This window comes from Collinsella aerofaciens (assembly GCF_015555045.1).
GTDB lineage: Bacteria > Actinomycetota > Coriobacteriia > Coriobacteriales > Coriobacteriaceae > Collinsella > Collinsella aerofaciens_W.
The window spans coordinates 41,236-57,323 of record NZ_JADNJQ010000003.1 but is presented as its reverse complement, the minus strand read 5'-3'; the positions used below and the strand labels follow the sequence as shown (position 1 = coordinate 57,323).

General features: G+C 57.8%; 14 protein-coding genes. 13 read left to right on the top strand and 1 reads right to left on the bottom strand.

All coding sequences use genetic code 11. The annotated features are described in order from the left end of the window. The first annotated feature begins 4 nt into the window (after window positions 1-4). The 9 genes from purD to I2E45_RS02020 all read left to right on the top strand — a co-directional run bounded on the left by purD (window position 5) and on the right by I2E45_RS02020 (window position 12,311). The gene (purD, locus tag I2E45_RS02060) at window positions 5-1,309 is read left to right on the top strand and encodes a phosphoribosylamine--glycine ligase (RefSeq protein ID WP_195444037.1); all 1,305 of its coding nucleotides are present in this window, start codon (window positions 5-7) and stop codon (window positions 1,307-1,309) included. Between the two features lie 21 nt (window positions 1,310-1,330). Next, window positions 1,331-2,026, top strand: coding sequence for an NUDIX domain-containing protein (locus tag I2E45_RS02055; RefSeq protein ID WP_195444036.1), 696 nt, complete (start codon window positions 1,331-1,333; stop codon window positions 2,024-2,026). 184 nt (window positions 2,027-2,210) lie between these two features. Continuing rightward, complete coding sequence (locus I2E45_RS02050) at window positions 2,211-3,983, top strand: ABC transporter ATP-binding protein (RefSeq protein WP_195444035.1); 1,773 nt, start codon at window positions 2,211-2,213, stop codon at window positions 3,981-3,983. 19 nt (window positions 3,984-4,002) lie between these two features. Further along, window positions 4,003-4,968: a hypothetical protein gene (locus I2E45_RS02045; protein ID WP_195444034.1), complete on the top strand. Its 966-nt coding sequence runs from the start codon at window positions 4,003-4,005 to the stop codon at window positions 4,966-4,968. 207 nt (window positions 4,969-5,175) lie between these two features. Beyond that, on the top strand, window positions 5,176-6,615 hold the full coding sequence (gene carA, locus I2E45_RS02040) for a glutamine-hydrolyzing carbamoyl-phosphate synthase small subunit (protein WP_195444032.1): 1,440 nt from the start codon (window positions 5,176-5,178) through the stop codon (window positions 6,613-6,615). A gap of 1 nt (window position 6,616) precedes the next feature. After that, on the top strand, window positions 6,617-9,931 hold the full coding sequence (carB, locus tag I2E45_RS02035; protein WP_195444031.1) for a carbamoyl-phosphate synthase large subunit: 3,315 nt from the start codon (window positions 6,617-6,619) through the stop codon (window positions 9,929-9,931). A gap of 268 nt (window positions 9,932-10,199) precedes the next feature. Further along, complete coding sequence (locus I2E45_RS02030) at window positions 10,200-10,676, top strand: PTS sugar transporter subunit IIB (protein WP_006235818.1); 477 nt, start codon at window positions 10,200-10,202, stop codon at window positions 10,674-10,676. 14 nt (window positions 10,677-10,690) lie between these two features. After that, the gene (locus I2E45_RS02025; protein ID WP_006235817.1) at window positions 10,691-11,467 is read left to right on the top strand and encodes a PTS mannose/fructose/sorbose/N-acetylgalactosamine transporter subunit IIC; all 777 of its coding nucleotides are present in this window, start codon (window positions 10,691-10,693) and stop codon (window positions 11,465-11,467) included. After that, window positions 11,451-12,311 carry a PTS system mannose/fructose/sorbose family transporter subunit IID gene (locus I2E45_RS02020; RefSeq protein ID WP_006235816.1) on the top strand — a complete coding sequence of 287 codons (861 nt, stop codon included), beginning with the start codon at window positions 11,451-11,453 and terminating at the stop codon, window positions 12,309-12,311. The genes I2E45_RS02025 and I2E45_RS02020 overlap by 17 nt, the downstream gene beginning before the upstream one ends. Here the strand turns inward: I2E45_RS02020 and I2E45_RS02015 are convergent. Next, the gene (locus I2E45_RS02015) at window positions 12,308-13,063 is read right to left on the bottom strand and encodes a GntR family transcriptional regulator (RefSeq protein WP_195444030.1); all 756 of its coding nucleotides are present in this window, start codon (window positions 13,061-13,063) and stop codon (window positions 12,308-12,310) included. The genes I2E45_RS02020 and I2E45_RS02015 overlap by 4 nt on opposite strands. A gap of 124 nt (window positions 13,064-13,187) precedes the next feature. Between I2E45_RS02015 and I2E45_RS02010 the strand changes: the two genes are divergently transcribed. The 4 genes from I2E45_RS02010 (at window position 13,188) to purE (ending at window position 16,055) form a co-directional block, all read left to right on the top strand. Next, window positions 13,188-14,255 carry an alpha/beta hydrolase gene (locus I2E45_RS02010; RefSeq protein ID WP_195444029.1) on the top strand — a complete coding sequence of 356 codons (1,068 nt, stop codon included), beginning with the start codon at window positions 13,188-13,190 and terminating at the stop codon, window positions 14,253-14,255. Window positions 14,256-14,586: 331 nt separating this feature from the next. Further along, entirely contained in the window at window positions 14,587-14,907 is a 321-nt protein-coding gene (locus tag I2E45_RS02005) for a type II toxin-antitoxin system prevent-host-death family antitoxin (RefSeq protein WP_195444028.1), read from the top strand. Further along, window positions 14,904-15,254: a type II toxin-antitoxin system RelE family toxin gene (locus I2E45_RS02000; protein WP_006235811.1), complete on the top strand. Its 351-nt coding sequence runs from the start codon at window positions 14,904-14,906 to the stop codon at window positions 15,252-15,254. Before I2E45_RS02005 ends, I2E45_RS02000 begins: the two co-directional genes overlap by 4 nt. Window positions 15,255-15,590: 336 nt before the next feature. Next, a complete protein-coding gene (gene purE, locus I2E45_RS01995) occupies window positions 15,591-16,055 on the top strand; it encodes a 5-(carboxyamino)imidazole ribonucleotide mutase (protein WP_006235810.1) in 465 nt (154 codons plus the stop codon). Window positions 16,056-16,088 lie beyond the last annotated feature (33 nt).

The following is a 16,088-nucleotide window of genomic DNA, read 5'->3' as shown; positions in this document are numbered from 1 at the left end:
ACCCTTGAAGGCGGACACTCAAACCATCGACATCCTGTTGTTGGGCAGCGGCGGCCGCGAGCATGCTCTGGCAGCCAAGCTCGCAGCATCACCGCGCGCCGGCAAGCTCTACATCGCGCCGGGTAACGGCGGCACCGCGAGCTGCGGCGAGAATGTGGTTCTCGACGATTGCGATCCTGCGGCCGTGGCGGCGTTTGCCCAGAGCCATGGATGCGGACTCGTGGTGATTGGCCCCGAGGCTCCGCTCGTGGCGGGCGTTGCAGACGCCGTCCGCGCGGCGGGCATCCCGTGCTTTGGCCCGGGTGCCGAGGGCGCCCAGATGGAGGGCTCTAAGCTGTTCTCCAAGCAGCTCATGGAGCGCGCCGGTATCCCGACGGCAGCCTATGGCTCATTTACCGACGAGGCTTCGGCTCTTGCCTATGTGCGCGAGCAGGGCGCTCCGCTGGTCGTCAAGGCCGACGGCCTTGCCGCGGGCAAGGGCGTTATCGTGGCAACCGAGCTTTCGCAGGCCGAGGAGGCTGTGCGTGAGTGTTTTGGCGGCACCTTTGGCGATGCCGGCAACACGGTGGTCATCGAGGAGATGCTGACCGGCCCCGAGTGCTCGCTGCTGGCCTTTACCGACGGCAAGACCGTGCGTCCCATGGCCACCTCGCAGGACCACAAGCGCGCGCTCGAGGGCGACAAGGGCCCCAACACCGGTGGCATGGGCGTCTACAGCCCGGTGCCCATCGTGACTGACGAGGAGCACGCCACGATGGTGAAGGTCATGGAGCAGACCGTGGCCGAGCTCGCTGTCGAGGGTATCGACTACCGCGGCTGCCTGTACGGCGGCTTTATGCTCACGCCTGCCGGCCCCAAGGTGCTGGAGTTCAATGCCCGCTTTGGCGATCCTGAGACGCAGGTCGTGCTGCCGCGCCTTAAGAACGACCTGGTCGAGGTCATGCTGGCTTGCGCCAACTGCGAGCTCGATCAGATTGAGCTCGACTGGCGCGACGAGTGGGCCGTGGCCGTTGTCCTGACGAGCGCGGGCTATCCCGGCAGCTACGAGAAGGGCAAGGTCATCACTGGCATCGAGGATGCCGAGGCTATGGAGAGCGTGACGGTGTATCACGCCGGTACTGCCGTGGTGGACGGCGAGCTCGTGACCAACGGCGGTCGTGTGCTCGCCGTGACCGCGCTGGGCGATACGTTCGAGAACGCTCGCGACCTTGCCTACGAGGCCTGCGAGAAGATCAACTTTGAGGGCAAGACCCTGCGCCACGACATTGGCCTGCGTGCGCTGCGCGGCCGCGACGCCTGGGATGCCTAAAATCCGAGAGGAATGAGACGGATGGACGAGAAGAACGAAGAGCTCGTGGACGCGCAGATCGTCGAAGAGGACAGCCGCATGTATGGGCACGCCGAGGGCGAGCCTGGCGGCGAGGTCGCTGACGAGCCGGCGCTGGTGCTGGGCGACGACGACCCGCACGATGCCGAGCTGCACGAGAAGATTCTTTCGGAGGAGTGCGCCTGGAAGGGCAAGATCCTCGACGTCCACCGTCTTGAGGTTGAGCTGCCCAACGGTCGCCGCAGCGCCCGCGATATCGTTCGCCATCCGGGTGCGGCGGCCGTTGTGGCACTGACCGAGAGCGGCAAGATCGTGCTGGTGCGTCAGTACCGCACCGCCATCGACCGCGTGACGGTCGAGATTCCCGCCGGCAAGCTCGATCCGGGCGAGGACCCGCTCGATTGCGCCAAGCGCGAGCTGCATGAGGAGACGGGCTTTAGGGCTGGTCGCATTCGCTTTTTGACGTCGATTGTCACGTCCTGCGGTTTTTGCGATGAGATCATCCACATCTACTTGGCTACCAAGCTCGAGTTTGATGCGCCCGACCCCGACGATGACGAGTTTGTCAACGTCGACCTGGTGTCACTGCATGAGCTGATCGACGCCGTACTCGACGGCAAGATCGAAGACGCCAAGACCGTTGTGGGTGCCTTGGCTTGCGACAGCATTGCTCATCGTTTGGGTGGAGCGGAACTTTAACGAGCGGGGATGATCCCGCAGGTTTGTGTAAGTCAGCGAAAGTGCTCCATTTGAGACAAGGTGGCCTAAAAGAGAAGGGAAGCGTATGGATATACGCGACCGACGATTGAAGGCCAGATTGTCCAAATGGAGCACTTGCAGCGTCGAGACGAAACGCGGTTTGGTAAAACCGCGTAAGGTGACTATGTTTAAGAGGTTTCTTTCGTATTACAAGCCCCAGATAGGGCTTTTTGTTGCTGATACTCTTTGTGCTCTGGTGCTTGCCGCCATTGACCTGGCGTTCCCCATTATCTTGCGCAATCTGACCGGCGGGCTCTTTACTCAGGGTCAGGCTGCTATTATGCAGGCGCTCGGTATGATCGCGGTGGGACTGGTGCTGATGTATGTCATCCGCTGCGCCTGCCGCTATTTTGTGAGCTATTGGGGTCATGTGATGGGCGCGCGCATGGAGTCCAAAATGCGCGAGGACCTGTTCGATCAGTACGAACGGTTTAGCTTTGCGTACTTTGATCGCAACAGCTCGGGCGACATGATGAGCCGCGTGGTCAATGACCTGTTCGATATCTGCGAGGCGGCGCACCACGTGCCCGAATGGATCATTATCTGCGGTATCGAGATCATCGGCTCGTTTGTGATTCTGTTTACCATCGCGCCGGTGCTCGCACTCGCCATGGCTGTGGTGACGGTGGTGTTCGCGGTCATTATGTTTTGGCAGAATATGCGCATGCGCGAGGTCTTTAGCGATAACCGCAAAAAGATTAGCGGCATCAACGCGCAGCTGCAGGATTCGCTGGCGGGCATGCGTGTGGTCAAGAGCTTTGCCAATGAGCAGACCGAGCGCTCTAAGTTTCGCGCCTCGAACAATCGCTACCTTTCGTCCAAGGAGAACATGTATCACGCCATGGGCGTCTATACCGCGACGTATGGCCTGCTCTCGGGAGTGCTTTATGTGATCGTGGTGCTGCTGGGCGGTTGGCTCGTTGCCCAGGGTCAGCTGCAGGCGGTCGATATGGCAACCTTCGCACTCTACATTTCGCTGTTCTGCACGCCGCTCGAGACGCTCGTCAATTCGGCTGAGACGTATCAGAAAGCCATCGCCGGCTTTAAGCGCATGGATGAGGTGCTCTCGACTGTCCCCGATATTCAGGATAAGCCGGGTGCTGCGGATCTGCAGGTGACGGCTGGTGCTGTGGAGTACCGCGACGTGTGCTTTAGCTACGAGGATGTTGAATTGGCCGAGCGCGGCGCCGACGGACGCCCTGTTATCGACCACATGGACCTGTCCATCAAGCCCGGTCAGACCATCGCTTTGGTTGGCCCCTCGGGCGGCGGCAAATCGACGACTTGTTCGCTGTTGCCGCGCTTTTACGACGTTGCCGCCGGCTCCATTAGCATCGACGGCCAGGATGTGCGCGACGTGACGCAGCATAGTCTGCGCCGTGCCATCGGCCTGGTGCAGCAAGATGTGTACCTGTTTGATGGAACGATCGGCGAGAACATCGCCTACGGCAAGCCGGGCGCCACGGCAGAAGAGATCGCCGAAGCGGCCCGCCGCGCCAATATTGATACCTTTATCGAATCGCTTCCGCAAGGCTACGACACCGTGGTGGGCGAGCGCGGCAGCCGTCTTTCGGGTGGTCAAAAGCAGCGCGTCGCCATCGCGCGCGTTTTTCTCAAGAATCCCAAGATCCTTATTTTGGATGAGGCGACGAGTGCCCTGGATAACGAGAGCGAGGAAGCGGTGCAGGAGTCGCTCGAAGAGCTGGCACGCGGCCGTACCACGATCATCATCGCCCACCGTCTCTCGACTATTAAGCATGCTGACGAGATTGCGACCGTTGAGCATGGTCGCGTTGTGGAACGTGGCACGCACGAGGAGCTTCTCGCCCGTGGCGGCACCTATGCCCGTTACTATCGAATGCAGTTCGAAGGTGCGCGTGCGCACGAGCTCGACTGATTGATATGACAGGAAGATCATGGCTGATAAGAACCCTTTGACTCCGGAAGAAGTGACGGAGTTATTCTCCGAAATCGATGCATCCGGCGTCTTGGATCCTACGCTCGCCAAAAAGCGCACCGAGCGCATGCGCGAGAAAGAGGCCGCCGTCAAGCGCGGCGACAAGGCGACGCTGGCGCGGCTGCGCAGCGAGGATCGCGCGAGCCAGGCAAAACATATCGACCCGCTGTCCGAGGACGACCCTTCGGGCTCGCAGGTGAGCCATACCATTACGAAGACCGCCATGGCCGTGGTTATCGGCATTTTGGTGCTGATTGTGGGCGTGCAGATTGGCTACGGCGTGATGCGACGTCTGAATACCGCGAACCTTTCCGAAAGTGTTTCGGTGGATACCGTTTCGACCGCGCTCAAGGGTGGACTTGAATGGGGCAATGGCTTTACGCAGTTCCCGCTCGATTTTACCGTCGACGAGGCAGATGAGCGCACGGGCACGGTTGAGGTGACGGTGCTGGACACATCGTCTGCCAACGAGCTCGAGCTGCTGTCCAACGGGCAGATCCAGGCCGCGGCGCTTGCGACCAACGCGCTGCTCAACGATAAGATCGACCGCGTGGTGTATAACGTTCACGCCTATATCGACGAGGATAGCAACATTCAGCACGATTCCTTCTTTGGCATGTTCCCCGCGCGGGGCCACCAGAGCGCCATTTTGACGTTCGTGTGGACCAAGAGCTCATCCAACGCCACGAGTATCGACTGGAAGATGCGCATCGTGAGTATGGATGACACCATCGCCGAACGCATTCAGAAGCAGGTGAACTCGGTGTCGTCGTTGATTGAGGACCCGGTGGTTAGCCAGACCAAGATTGACGAGGAAAAGGCCGAACGTGACCTGGAGCATCGTCTGCATGGCCGCGAGATTTTCCGCGGTGGCAAGCCCGATCGCTCACCGTCCGATTTGCTGGAGCAGGACAAGAGAAAGTAAGACGTCATCATCCCGCGTGAGCTACAAGCCTCGCGGGATGATTTTTTAATCCCCGTCCCAGAAAAATCATTATGCATAGAAAGTCATAATTATCATTTCGTAAACATTTCGATGAAATTAACGCCATGAGGCATGCTTGCGGTTACAATACCGCGAGGCCTAACTACACACCTTTAAGCCGGTCCTGTGAGACCGGGAAGGAGAATTATGGCGAACAACCATACCGCGGGCGCTGCCGCCCGCACCTTCGCGCCCAGCGAGCTTTGCCAGCGCATGCTGGCCAAAACCAGCAAGGGCACCTGCGGTCCCTGCATCCTGTATCTTGAGGATGGGACCATTTTTTATGGACGTGCATGCGGCGCCGAGGGCACCGCGACCGGCGAAGTCTGCTTCAACACCTCGCTCGAGGGCTACTTTGAGGTCATGACCGACCCGAGTTATGCCGGCCAAATCGTAACCATGACCTATCCGCAGATCGGCAACTACGGTATCGACGAGACCGACGTCCAGTCGGCCTTCCCCGGCGACGCCGTGCGCCCTGCGAGCGCTCTGGCTATGCGCGGCATGATCGTTCGCGACATGTGCGCCACGCCTTCTAACTGGCGCTCGGCCGTCAGCGTGCCGGAGTACCTGCGCACTCACGGCATCGTCGCTATCGAGGGTGTCGACACTCGCGCTCTGGTGCGCCATCTGCGCGACAATGGTTCCAAGATGGGCATTATCTCGACCGAGATCTTCGACGTCGACGAGCTTGCCGAGCGTCTGGCCGCAGCGCCCACGCTGGTAGGTGAGAACCTGGTCAAGACCGTAAGTTGCCCCGCGCCTCACGAGTTTGTGGCCGCCGACCTGCCTGCCACGCATGGCTTTGCGCTTTCGGCTGCCGCTCCTGCCCGTCACAAAGTGGTCGCCTACGACTGCGGTGTGAAGCGCGGCATTCTGGAAGGGCTGGTCCGTGCCGGCTGCGACCTCACCGTCGTGCCGTGGGATACGCCCGCGAGTGAGGTGCTCGACATGAATCCCGACGGCGTCTTTTTATCCAACGGCCCCGGCGATCCCGATGCCGTGGTGGAGACCTATGAGCAGGTGCAGCAGCTGATCGGCAAGGTGCCGGTCTTTGGTATTTGTCTTGGTCACCAGATGATCAGCCTGGCCTGCGGCGCCCAGATGGAAAAGCTTAAGTTCGGTCACCGCGGTGGCAACCAGCCGGTTATGAACCTGGTAAGCCGCCGTGTGGAGATCACCGCGCAAAACCATGGCTTTGGCCTGCTGTTCCCCAGCTTGGGCAAGCTTGTCCCCGAGCTTTCCGGCGGCGAGACCGAGCATGCGGCCGATGGAGATCTGCGCGTCTGGGTGCGCCGCGGAATCGCGCCGGTCGTGATGAACGAGCGCTTTGGTCGCATTCGCCTGACACATGTGAACCTCAACGACGGCACCGCCGAGGGCATCCAGCTGCTCGACGCCCCGTGCTTCTCGGTCCAGTACCACCCCGAGGCCTCGCCTGGCCCCACCGATGCCCACTATCTCTTTACCGCCTTTACGCGACTCATGGACGGCGAGGAGAGCTACCTGGACATCGACACCGCGAAGGACCGCCTGGCTGGCTGGAATTTCGCCGAGACCGCCGCGACCGAGACCGAGGAGAACTAACATGCCGAAACGTACTGACATCAAGCGCATCCTTGTCATTGGTTCGGGCCCCATCGTTATTGGCCAGGCATGTGAGTTCGACTACTCCGGCGCCCAGGCCTGCAAGGTGCTCAAGGAGGATGGCTTTGAGGTTATCCTGGTCAATTCCAACCCAGCGACCATCATGACCGACCCGGGTCTTGCCGACCGCACCTATGTCGAGCCCATCACCGCCGAGTTTATCGAGCGCGTAATCAAGAAAGAGCGCCCGGACGCGCTGCTGCCCACGCTGGGCGGCCAGACCGGTCTGAACGCCGCCGTCGAGCTGGCGAAAGACGGCACGCTGGACAAGTACGGCGTCGAGATGATCGGCTGCGACCTGGCCGCCATCGAGCGCGGCGAGGACCGCAAGCTCTTTAACGAGGCCATGGCCGAGATCGGCCTGGAGGTCGCGCGCTCGGGCTATGCCTACAGCGTGGCCGACGCCGAGGCCATCGCCGAGCGCGTGGGCTATCCCTGCGTACTGCGCCCGAGCTTTACCCTCGGCGGCGCCGGCGGCGGTATCGCTCACACCCACGAGGAGCTCGTCTCCATCGTGAGCCAGGGCCTGGAGCTCTCGCCTGCCCACGAGGTGCTGGTCGAGGAGTCCATCGAGGGCTGGAAAGAGTACGAGATGGAGGTCATGCGTGACCATGCTGGCAACGGCATCATTGTGTGCTCCATCGAGAATCTCGACCCCATGGGCGTGCATACCGGCGACTCCATCACCGTGGCGCCGGCGCAGACCCTCTCCGACCTTGAGTATCAGCGCATGCGTGTCGCCTCGCTCGCCATCTTGGAGAAGATCGGCGTTGAGACCGGTGGCTCCAACGTGCAGTTTGCCGTGAATCCCAACACCGGCCGCCTGATCGTCATCGAGATGAACCCGCGCGTGAGCCGTTCGTCCGCCCTCGCTTCCAAGGCCACGGGTTTCCCCATTGCCAAGGCCGCCGCGCGCCTGGCTGTGGGCTACACGCTCGACGAGATCGTCAACGACATCACCAAGGCTACGCCCGCCTGCTTTGAGCCCACGATCGACTACTGTGTGGTCAAGGTGCCGCGCTTTGCCTTCGAGAAGTTCAAGGGTACCGACCCCACGCTCACCACGCGCATGAAGGCCGTGGGCGAGATTATGGCGATCGGCCGCACCTTTGAGGAGGCCTTCGGCAAGGCCATGCGCTCGCTGGAGGACGGTCACCAGGGCATCTGCGCCGGTGGCAAGGAGGGTGCCGACAAGCTGAGCGACGATGAGCTCGCTCAGGCCGTGGCAACGCCGACCGAGCACCGCATCTTCTTTGTGGTCGAGGCCCTGCGCCGTGGCTGGGACATCGCTCGCATCCATGCCACCTGCGGCATCGACCCGTGGTACCTCAACCGCATCAACGACATGGTGCAGGTCCAGGAGAGCATCCGCGGCCTGCGTGTGGAGGATATCGACGCCGACGCGATGCGCCTGCTCAAGCAGTACGGCACGAGCGACGCCGAGATTGCCGCGCTGACCGGCTCGGACGAGCGCTTTGTGCGCGCCTATCGCAAGGGCCTTGGCGTGGTTCCCAGCATGAAGACGGTCGATACCTGCGCTGCGGAGTTCTCGAGCGCCACGGAGTACCACTACAAGACGTACGAGAACATCTACCGCACGAGTCCGGATGCCAAGAAGTGCGTAGCTCCCGACGAGACCACACCGGCGGACAAGCCCAAGGCGATGATCCTGGGCGCCGGTCCCAACCGCATTGGCCAGGGTATCGAGTTCGATTACTGCTGCGTGCACGCGAGCTACGCGCTGGCGGCCCGCGGCTTTGAGACCATCATGGTCAACTGCAACCCCGAGACCGTTTCGACCGACTACGACACGTCCGACCGCCTGTACTTTGAGCCGCTCACCTACGAGGACGTCATGGACGTTATCGACGTTGAGCGCCCCGATGGCGTCGTGGTGACGCTTGGCGGCCAGACCCCGCTTAAGCTGGCGCGCATGCTCGAGGAGAGCGGCGTGAACATCATGGGCACCAAGCCCGATGCCATCGACTTTGCCGAGGACCGCGAGCGCTTCGCCGCTCTGCTCGACAAGCTGGGCATCATGTACCCGCCGGCGGGCCAGGCCACCTCGTTTGAGGAGGCCGAGGCCGTTGCCGCGCACATCGGCTACCCGCTGCTGGTGCGTCCGAGCTACGTGCTGGGCGGCCGCGGCATGATGATCGCCTACGATGCCGAGCATCTGCGCGATTACATGGCCGAGGCTGCGCGCCTTAGCCCCGACTACCCGGTGTATCTGGACCGCTTCCTGGAGGGTGCGATCGAGTCCGATGTCGACGCCCTGTGCGATGGCGAAGAGGTCTACATCGGCGGCATTCTGGAGCATATCGAGGAGGCCGGTATTCACTCCGGTGACTCCGCGACCTGTATCCCGCCGTTTAGCTTTAGCGAGAGCCTGCAAGCGAAGCTCCGCGAGACCACGCGCCGCATCGCGATGGCGCTGGGAGTCCGCGGCCTGGTTAACGTGCAGTACGCCATCAAGGGCGAGACCGTCTACGTGATTGAGGCCAACCCGCGTGCCAGCCGTACCGTGCCGTTTATCTCCAAGGCCACCGGCGTGCCGCTGGCCAAGTGCGCGGCGCGTATCATGGCGGGCGATTCCATTGCCAGCCTGGGCCTGCCGAGCGACGAGCGTCAGCTCGATTGGTTCTGCATGAAGGAAGCCGTTATGCCCTGGGGTCGTTTTCCCGGTGCCGACGTTATCCTGGGGCCCGAGATGAAGTCGACGGGCGAGGTTATGGGTATCGCCAAGAGTTATCCCGAGGCATACGCCAAGACGCAGATGGCGATCGACTACAAGCTGCCCGATCCCAGCAGCGGCAAGGTGTTCATCAGCGTGTGCGACCGCGACAAGCGCCATATCCTTTCGGTAGCCCGCATCCTGCGCTACCTGGGCTTTGACATCTGCTCCACCGAGGGCACGGCGCGCGTGCTGCGTGGAGGCAACGTGACGTGCGAGGTCGTGGAAAAGATCAGCGGTCCGCACGACGGTGAGCGCCCCAACATCGGTGACCTCATCGCCGACGGCAAGATCGCGGTAATCATCAATACGCCGTACGGCCCGGGCTCGCGTGGCGATGGCTACCTGCTACGCACCGAGGCCGTCCGTCGTGGCGTGACCTGCGTGACGGCGATGTCTGCGGCCAACACGTACGTGAGTGCCATCGAGGCCGTGCGCGAGGACGAGCAGGGTCACGGCAGCGCCAACGACATGGGCATGGACGTCATCGCCCTGCAGGACCTGCCGCAGTACACGGTGTAGTTGACCTGGCCGGCCGGGGCGGGAGGGGCCGAGATTTCCCCCTTTCGCTCCGGCTGCAAGCAGAGTCGCTCAGGAGGAAACTCGGCCCCTCTTGCCCCGACGCACTGTGTCTAGACGGATTGCACCTCCTGTTTTTAGAGATAAATACCATTTAGCGGTGATATTCAACCGTTCAAGATATTATGTAATGGCATATTACGTCATATAACGTAATATGCCATTAGCAGTCAAGGATGATTGTCTGTGTTCAAGTCGAGAAAGGGGCAAAATGATTAAACTGTGTCGCGTCGATAGCCGGTTAGTGCATGGGCAGACCGTGTTCTCTTGGTATCCAACGCTTGAAGCAAACGCTATTCTTGTGGTTTCAGATGAGTACGCCGCAAGCAAAGAGCGAATTCAAGCGCTGCGAATTGCAAAACCCGCTGATGCCAAATTGGTTGTCAAAAGTGTAGAAGATTCCATCGTGGCCCTTAACGGAAGCGCGGTGGATAAATACGAGCTAATTGTTGTTGCGGGAAATGTACATGACGCCTGTGAAGTTGCGCGTGCGTGTCCAAAAATAACGTCTGTGAATTTAGGCGGCGCTCGACCGTTGGGGGATAGCGTAAAGGAGCTTGGCCCTGCTGTGCGCCTTTCCCAATCCGATATTAATGAAATTAAGAAAGCCATGGCTGATGGAATCGAGTTCGAGGTAAGGCAGGTTGCTAGCGAGAAAAAACGCATCGTAACAAGTTTTGATTTGTAGGAAGAGGGAGAAATATGCTGCTTCAAGCTTTTCTGGTTGGTCTTGCCGCTGCGATAGGTCAATCGGATTATTTACTCGGTACTGCGATGGTCGAGCGGCCGATTGTCCTCGGAGCGATTGTCGGTATTTTTTTGGGTGATATTCCGACTGGCGTTATTGTTGGTTTCCAGCTCGAACTCGCGTTCATGGGGGTCTGGCAGGTTGGTGCTGCCGTGCCGCCCAACGTAATTGTTGGTTCAGTTTTGGGAACAGCCTTTGCGATTACTATGGGTGCGGGTCCCGAGACCGCTCTGACTATTGCTATGCCCACTGCGGTGCTTGCCGGCATGTTTGACAGCCTTATGTATAGCGTTGTTACGCCTCCTATGGCTGTCTGGGCTGATCGTGGCGCCGAAAAAGACGACCCCAAAACGATTGCAGCCGCTATGTGGACCAATGGAATTCTCTACATCATTGCGCTTGGCTTGATTTGCGGCGTGGCTTTTTACGTTGGAAATGATGCTGTTCAGGCACTGATTGACGCCATTCCTGATTGGCTTACGAATGGGCTTACGATCGCAACGGGTATTCTGCCCGCGCTTGGATTTGCGCAGCTTATGTCAATCCTGTCCACCAAGGAGCTGAGCTTCCTATTCTTTGGAGGCTTCTTGCTGAGTGCCTATCTAAACATTCCGACGATCGGTATCGTGGCGTTTTCGCTGATCCTGATTGGGATTCTCAATATGGCTCACATTTTTATGCCTGCCAGTGCGGCGGTCGCTAAGGAGGTTGACGATGACAACGAATTCTAATGATGTTCTTGAGCTCTCGCCGGAGTCAAATAAATCGACCGATAAGAGAATAACCAAGAAAGACTTAAAGGCGTTATTTTGGCGTAGCTTTCCACTCAACATCATGTGGAGCTTTGACCGACAAATGAACGTTGGTTTCTGCTACGACATGATTCCGGTAATCAAGCGGTTATACGATAAGCCTGAAGACCGGATCGAGGCATATAAGCGTCATCTTGAGTTCTACAATATTCAAGTTACGTTTAATCCTCTGGTCGCCGGCATTGTGGCCTCCATGGAGGAGGAGAACGCCAACAATCAGGACTTTGACACCGCCTCAATTAACGCCATGAAAGCATCGCTTATGGCTCCGCTTTCCGGTATTGGAGATTCACTGATTGCCAGTACGCTTCGCATGATTGCGACGGGCGTTGTGACAGGACTTTGCCTTTCGGGCAGTCTGCTCGGCCCAATCCTGTTCCTGCTTCTTTATAATGTCCCAACGATCCTGATCCGCTGGTTTGGGCTTCAGTATGGTTATTCGCTTGGCAGTGGCATGATTTCGAAGCTGAACGATTCTGATGTAATGCACAAAGTTACGTCCGGCCTGGCGATTGTGGGACTAATGGTAGTTGGTGGAATGGTGGCGACCACCGTTGCAGTTACCACTCCGCTCGCTCTTAACTTCGGCGACACCGCGTTTAAGTTGCAGGAAACGCTCGATGGGATATTCCCGGCTCTTTTGCCGCTCTGCGCGTTCGGGATCATGTGTCTTTGCAATAAGAAACAGGTCAAAATTATTTGGCAGATTGTGGGCATTCTCGCTGCGGGTATTGTGCTCGGCGTCCTGGGGATTTTGGGCTAGAGAAGGCGTCCATCTTTTGAGATGCTGAACTCGAAGGACGATGCGTCTGCTCGCCAAACGGTTTTTGAATAGTGGAGCGGCATTTCATCGCAGGCATATGTGACGTGCTCGACAACGCTCACGGGGGCTCCAACGATATAACCGAGAAGGTTTGCTTCTTGGAGCCCCGCTATTCCTGCGGTGATTTTGAGCTTCTCAATACCGGTTGCGATGCTGTAATGGTTGGCGATCAGGTTGAAAAGACTGGCATTGTCTGTGAGAAGCTCCAGTAGTCCGGGCAGAGTGCCCTGCGTTGCATAAACGGTGTCGATGGCGCAGGGGGCATTTTCGATATAAACCAAGCGCGCAACTCGTTGCACTACGGTTCCGTTGTCAATTTTGAGCTCCCGTGCAATGTGGGCATCAGCCTTGATCAAGCCTGTTTCCAAGATGGACTTGGTTGTTTTATCGCCGTATTGGGGGTCGGAGCTCAAATTGAAAATGGTGCTTGTTCCTCGTTTCAGGGTGAGCTTCGATGGGTTTACGAATGTTCCCTTGCCTCGCAGGCGGTAGAGCAAGTTTTGGTCAATGAGATTCTGTACGGCGCGTCTTACGGTGATCCTGCTTACTTTGTATTGCTTGCAAAGCTCGGTTTCGGTGGGAATCTGACTGCCGCCGGGGAGTTCGCCAGAAACTATTTTCTTGAGGATATCGTTTTCAACGGTCTGATAGAGAAGCTCTGGCTGAGTGAGCTCGTCTTTTGCTGCAGGCATGGTGGACCCCTTGGTCTTCAGTTTCTTTAGTACATAGATATACGACAACTGAGGACATCATAAGCCGTTATCTCAAAAGTTATAGAAATATCGATTTGGCGTTATCGCCGAGAGGGGATTTAAGATGGGCAGACAATACGACGAGGCGTTGATTGGCGCCATCTCCGGTCGCTCGTTTATAACCGAGAAGAGGGGGCTCGAGGTTCAAATTCGTCCGGTTCCTGATGATGAAAGAGAGCATGTGCTTGACCCACGAATTCTCGAGGTATCTCGCAAGAAGATGCGGAATGTTAGCATGTCTCCGAGCTGGACGAGCCTTATTGGAATGCGCCATCGCCCGGATAAGCCGACATACCGCCTACTCGATGGTGAGGTTCAGCGCGATGAGATCCTCATGGAGGCGGCCGATCGCTATATAGATTTATTCGTCTGGACGCCACCAAATCATAAGAAGGCAAGTCCAGCGCTTGTTTACCTGCATGGCGGCGCGTTTATGGCGGGGAATGTTCTGCAATTTGAACATCAGCTCGAGTTCATCGCCGAAAAGTCTGGTGCAGTGGTGGTTTATCCAGAATACCGCTTGGCGCCGGAGACGGCATTTCCCGGGCAGATCGAGGATTGCGTTCTTGCTCTTGATTATGTGTGCGAGCATGCCGGGGATCTCGGAATCAATCCTCATAAAATAATGGTCGCCGGCGACTCCGCAGGAGGAAGCCTTACTAATGCGTGTGTTCAGCTCAGGGGTGCTGGAGCTGTAGCCCATGCCTTTGAAATCTATCCTGAAGTCGACCTTGCGGGCGAACAGGGCGAGGGATATGAGGATTTTCCTGCGATAGCCGATCAAGAGGACGTTGCGCGTTTTCGCATCGACCATCTTCGCGATTCGGACGGCCCGATGGTCGAACTTTGTGCACACGGAAAAATGTCTCCTCATGACCCGTTGATTTCTGCGCTAATGCTTGAGGACTGCACTGATTTCCCCCCGGTGACTATCGTGACATCCGAATACGATCCGCTTCGTATCCCCGATGAAAAATGGGCTACAAAATTACGGTCTTCAGGAATCGATGTCGAGGTCATCGAATATGCCGGATGTGACCATGGTTTCTTCGATCATTTTGGCGTGTACCCGCAATCGGAAGACGTGTGTTTGTTGATGGCTGAGAAGCTTAAAGAAATGGCTGTACAATAACGTCTCTCGGCGATAAGGGACTGAAGTCGCCTGTGTTTCTGCATTCGTGGTTCTCAGTCTGATTAAAAATGAGGCTTGCTCCTTGCCCGAGTGGGTGGGGAGCAGTTTGTTTTTTGTAGCGATACGAGGTGAGTGCCGCGCACTTTAGATCGCCATTTTGCTTCGCTGTATACCACTTGACGTAATAAAAGAGGCAAGGGCGGTGCGAGGGCCAACAGTCATTCTAAGCTCGGATTCGTATCCTAAAAGGTTGTTTCGGTTGCGTGGTACAATATAGCAAAAAAGAATGATAAAATGAATTCGAAAAAGAATTCATTTTTAGGAGGTATGTATGCCTGCTTTGCAGATGCTCGACAACCTTGTTCCAATTAGCGATTTCAGCCACGGTAAGGGCTCGGCTGCATTTTCGAAGGTTGGGGACGACAATCCAGTTGTGGTTCTCAAACACAACAAGCCAGCGTTTGTGATTGTGACACCCGATGAATATAGGGAAGCGAAGCAAGCGGAGGAGGACCTCGCCTTGTTAACGTTGGCACTTAAGAGAGTGGCTGTGGCACGTGACGATGTGCTTGTTTCCCTGTCTGATGTTATGGAAGAGCTGGGTGTGAGCCAGGACGAACTCGATCAGATGGATGAGGTCGAGTTTGAATGAGTGGGTACGAAGTCGCTTTCTACCCGGATGCTCTCAAGGATATTAAGCGTCTGGACGGCTCCCAACGAAAGATCGTCCTTAAGGCTATAGAAAAAATCAGAACGAACCCATTGCCGCAGAACGAAGGTGGATTCGGCAAGCCTCTTGGAAACAAGGCAGGCACGGATTTGACTGGCTTTATGAAAATCAAGCTCAGGGGAAGTGGCATTCGAATCGTGTACCGCCTCATCAGAATTAAAGAAAAGATGGCCATCGTAGTGGTAGGCGCTCGCGAAGACATGGAAGTCTACCGAACTGCTCAGAGACGAGAACTCGATTTCGAGAAATGGGCGGAAGAGAATATCTAGCTTTAACGATGAACGACGAGTGAGCGTTGGTGGGGCCCTGACGAATTAGATTCGTCAGGGTTTTTCGCTGAACCAATTGCCTTCAGTCTCCGTTGACCTTTCCTTCCAATTCATCAGCCAACGTACGTCATGGCAATTCCCGGTAGGTCGCAGGGCGCTTCGCGGGCGGGCCAGGCTTTATCTGAACGACTTTGCGAAGCAACCGGAGTGAAGATAAAGCCTGGCCCGCCCGCGAAGCGCCACAAAGACCGCAGGGACGGGAGCAGCTATACTACTCTCAGTAGTTAAGGGTCGCGGATCCGCCGCGTCGCCGTTCTCAACAGGAGGTCTTTGTTTATGGCAGATCAAAAGCCGGTTGTCGGGATCATCATGGGTTCCAAGTCCGACCTGGGCGTTATGGAAGGCTGCACCGCCGAGCTCGAGGCGCTTGGTGTGCCCTATGAGCTTGTCATTGCGAGCGCACACCGCACGCCGGCGAAGGTCCACGAGTGGGCCTCGACTGCCGCCGATCGCGGTATCAAAGTGATTATCGCCGCCGCCGGCAAGGCCGCCCACCTGGGTGGTGTCGTGGCTGCCTTTACGCCGCTGCCGGTTATCGGTGTGCCTATGAAGACGAGTGACCTGGGCGGTATGGACTCGCTGCTGTCGATGGTGCAGATGCCTTCGGGCGTGCCCGTGGCCTGCGTTGCCATCAACGGCGCCAAGAACGCCGCCATCTATGCCACGCAGATTCTGGGTGCTTGCGACCCCGAGTACCGCAAGGTTATCGAGAAAATGAAGCAGGAGATGGCCGACGCCTAAGCGGCTTGCCATTCCGCTGCAATCATAGGGAGA

Coding starts and splice junctions, on each gene's coding strand:
- I2E45_RS02055 (WP_195444036.1), top strand. CDS start 1,331: ATGGACGAGAAGAACGAAGAGCTCGTGGACGCGCAGATCGTCGAAGAG.
- I2E45_RS02050 (WP_195444035.1), top strand. CDS start 2,211: ATGTTTAAGAGGTTTCTTTCGTATTACAAGCCCCAGATAGGGCTTTTT.
- I2E45_RS02045 (WP_195444034.1), top strand. CDS start 4,003: ATGGCTGATAAGAACCCTTTGACTCCGGAAGAAGTGACGGAGTTATTC.
- carA (WP_195444032.1), top strand. CDS start 5,176: ATGGCGAACAACCATACCGCGGGCGCTGCCGCCCGCACCTTCGCGCCC.
- carB (WP_195444031.1), top strand. CDS start 6,617: ATGCCGAAACGTACTGACATCAAGCGCATCCTTGTCATTGGTTCGGGC.
- I2E45_RS02030 (WP_006235818.1), top strand. CDS start 10,200: ATGATTAAACTGTGTCGCGTCGATAGCCGGTTAGTGCATGGGCAGACC.
- I2E45_RS02025 (WP_006235817.1), top strand. CDS start 10,691: ATGCTGCTTCAAGCTTTTCTGGTTGGTCTTGCCGCTGCGATAGGTCAA.
- I2E45_RS02020 (WP_006235816.1), top strand. CDS start 11,451: ATGACAACGAATTCTAATGATGTTCTTGAGCTCTCGCCGGAGTCAAAT.
- I2E45_RS02015 (WP_195444030.1), bottom strand. CDS start 13,063: ATGCCTGCAGCAAAAGACGAGCTCACTCAGCCAGAGCTTCTCTATCAG.
- I2E45_RS02010 (WP_195444029.1), top strand. CDS start 13,188: ATGGGCAGACAATACGACGAGGCGTTGATTGGCGCCATCTCCGGTCGC.
- I2E45_RS02005 (WP_195444028.1), top strand. CDS start 14,587: ATGCCTGCTTTGCAGATGCTCGACAACCTTGTTCCAATTAGCGATTTC.
- I2E45_RS02000 (WP_006235811.1), top strand. CDS start 14,904: ATGAGTGGGTACGAAGTCGCTTTCTACCCGGATGCTCTCAAGGATATT.
- purE (WP_006235810.1), top strand. CDS start 15,591: ATGGCAGATCAAAAGCCGGTTGTCGGGATCATCATGGGTTCCAAGTCC.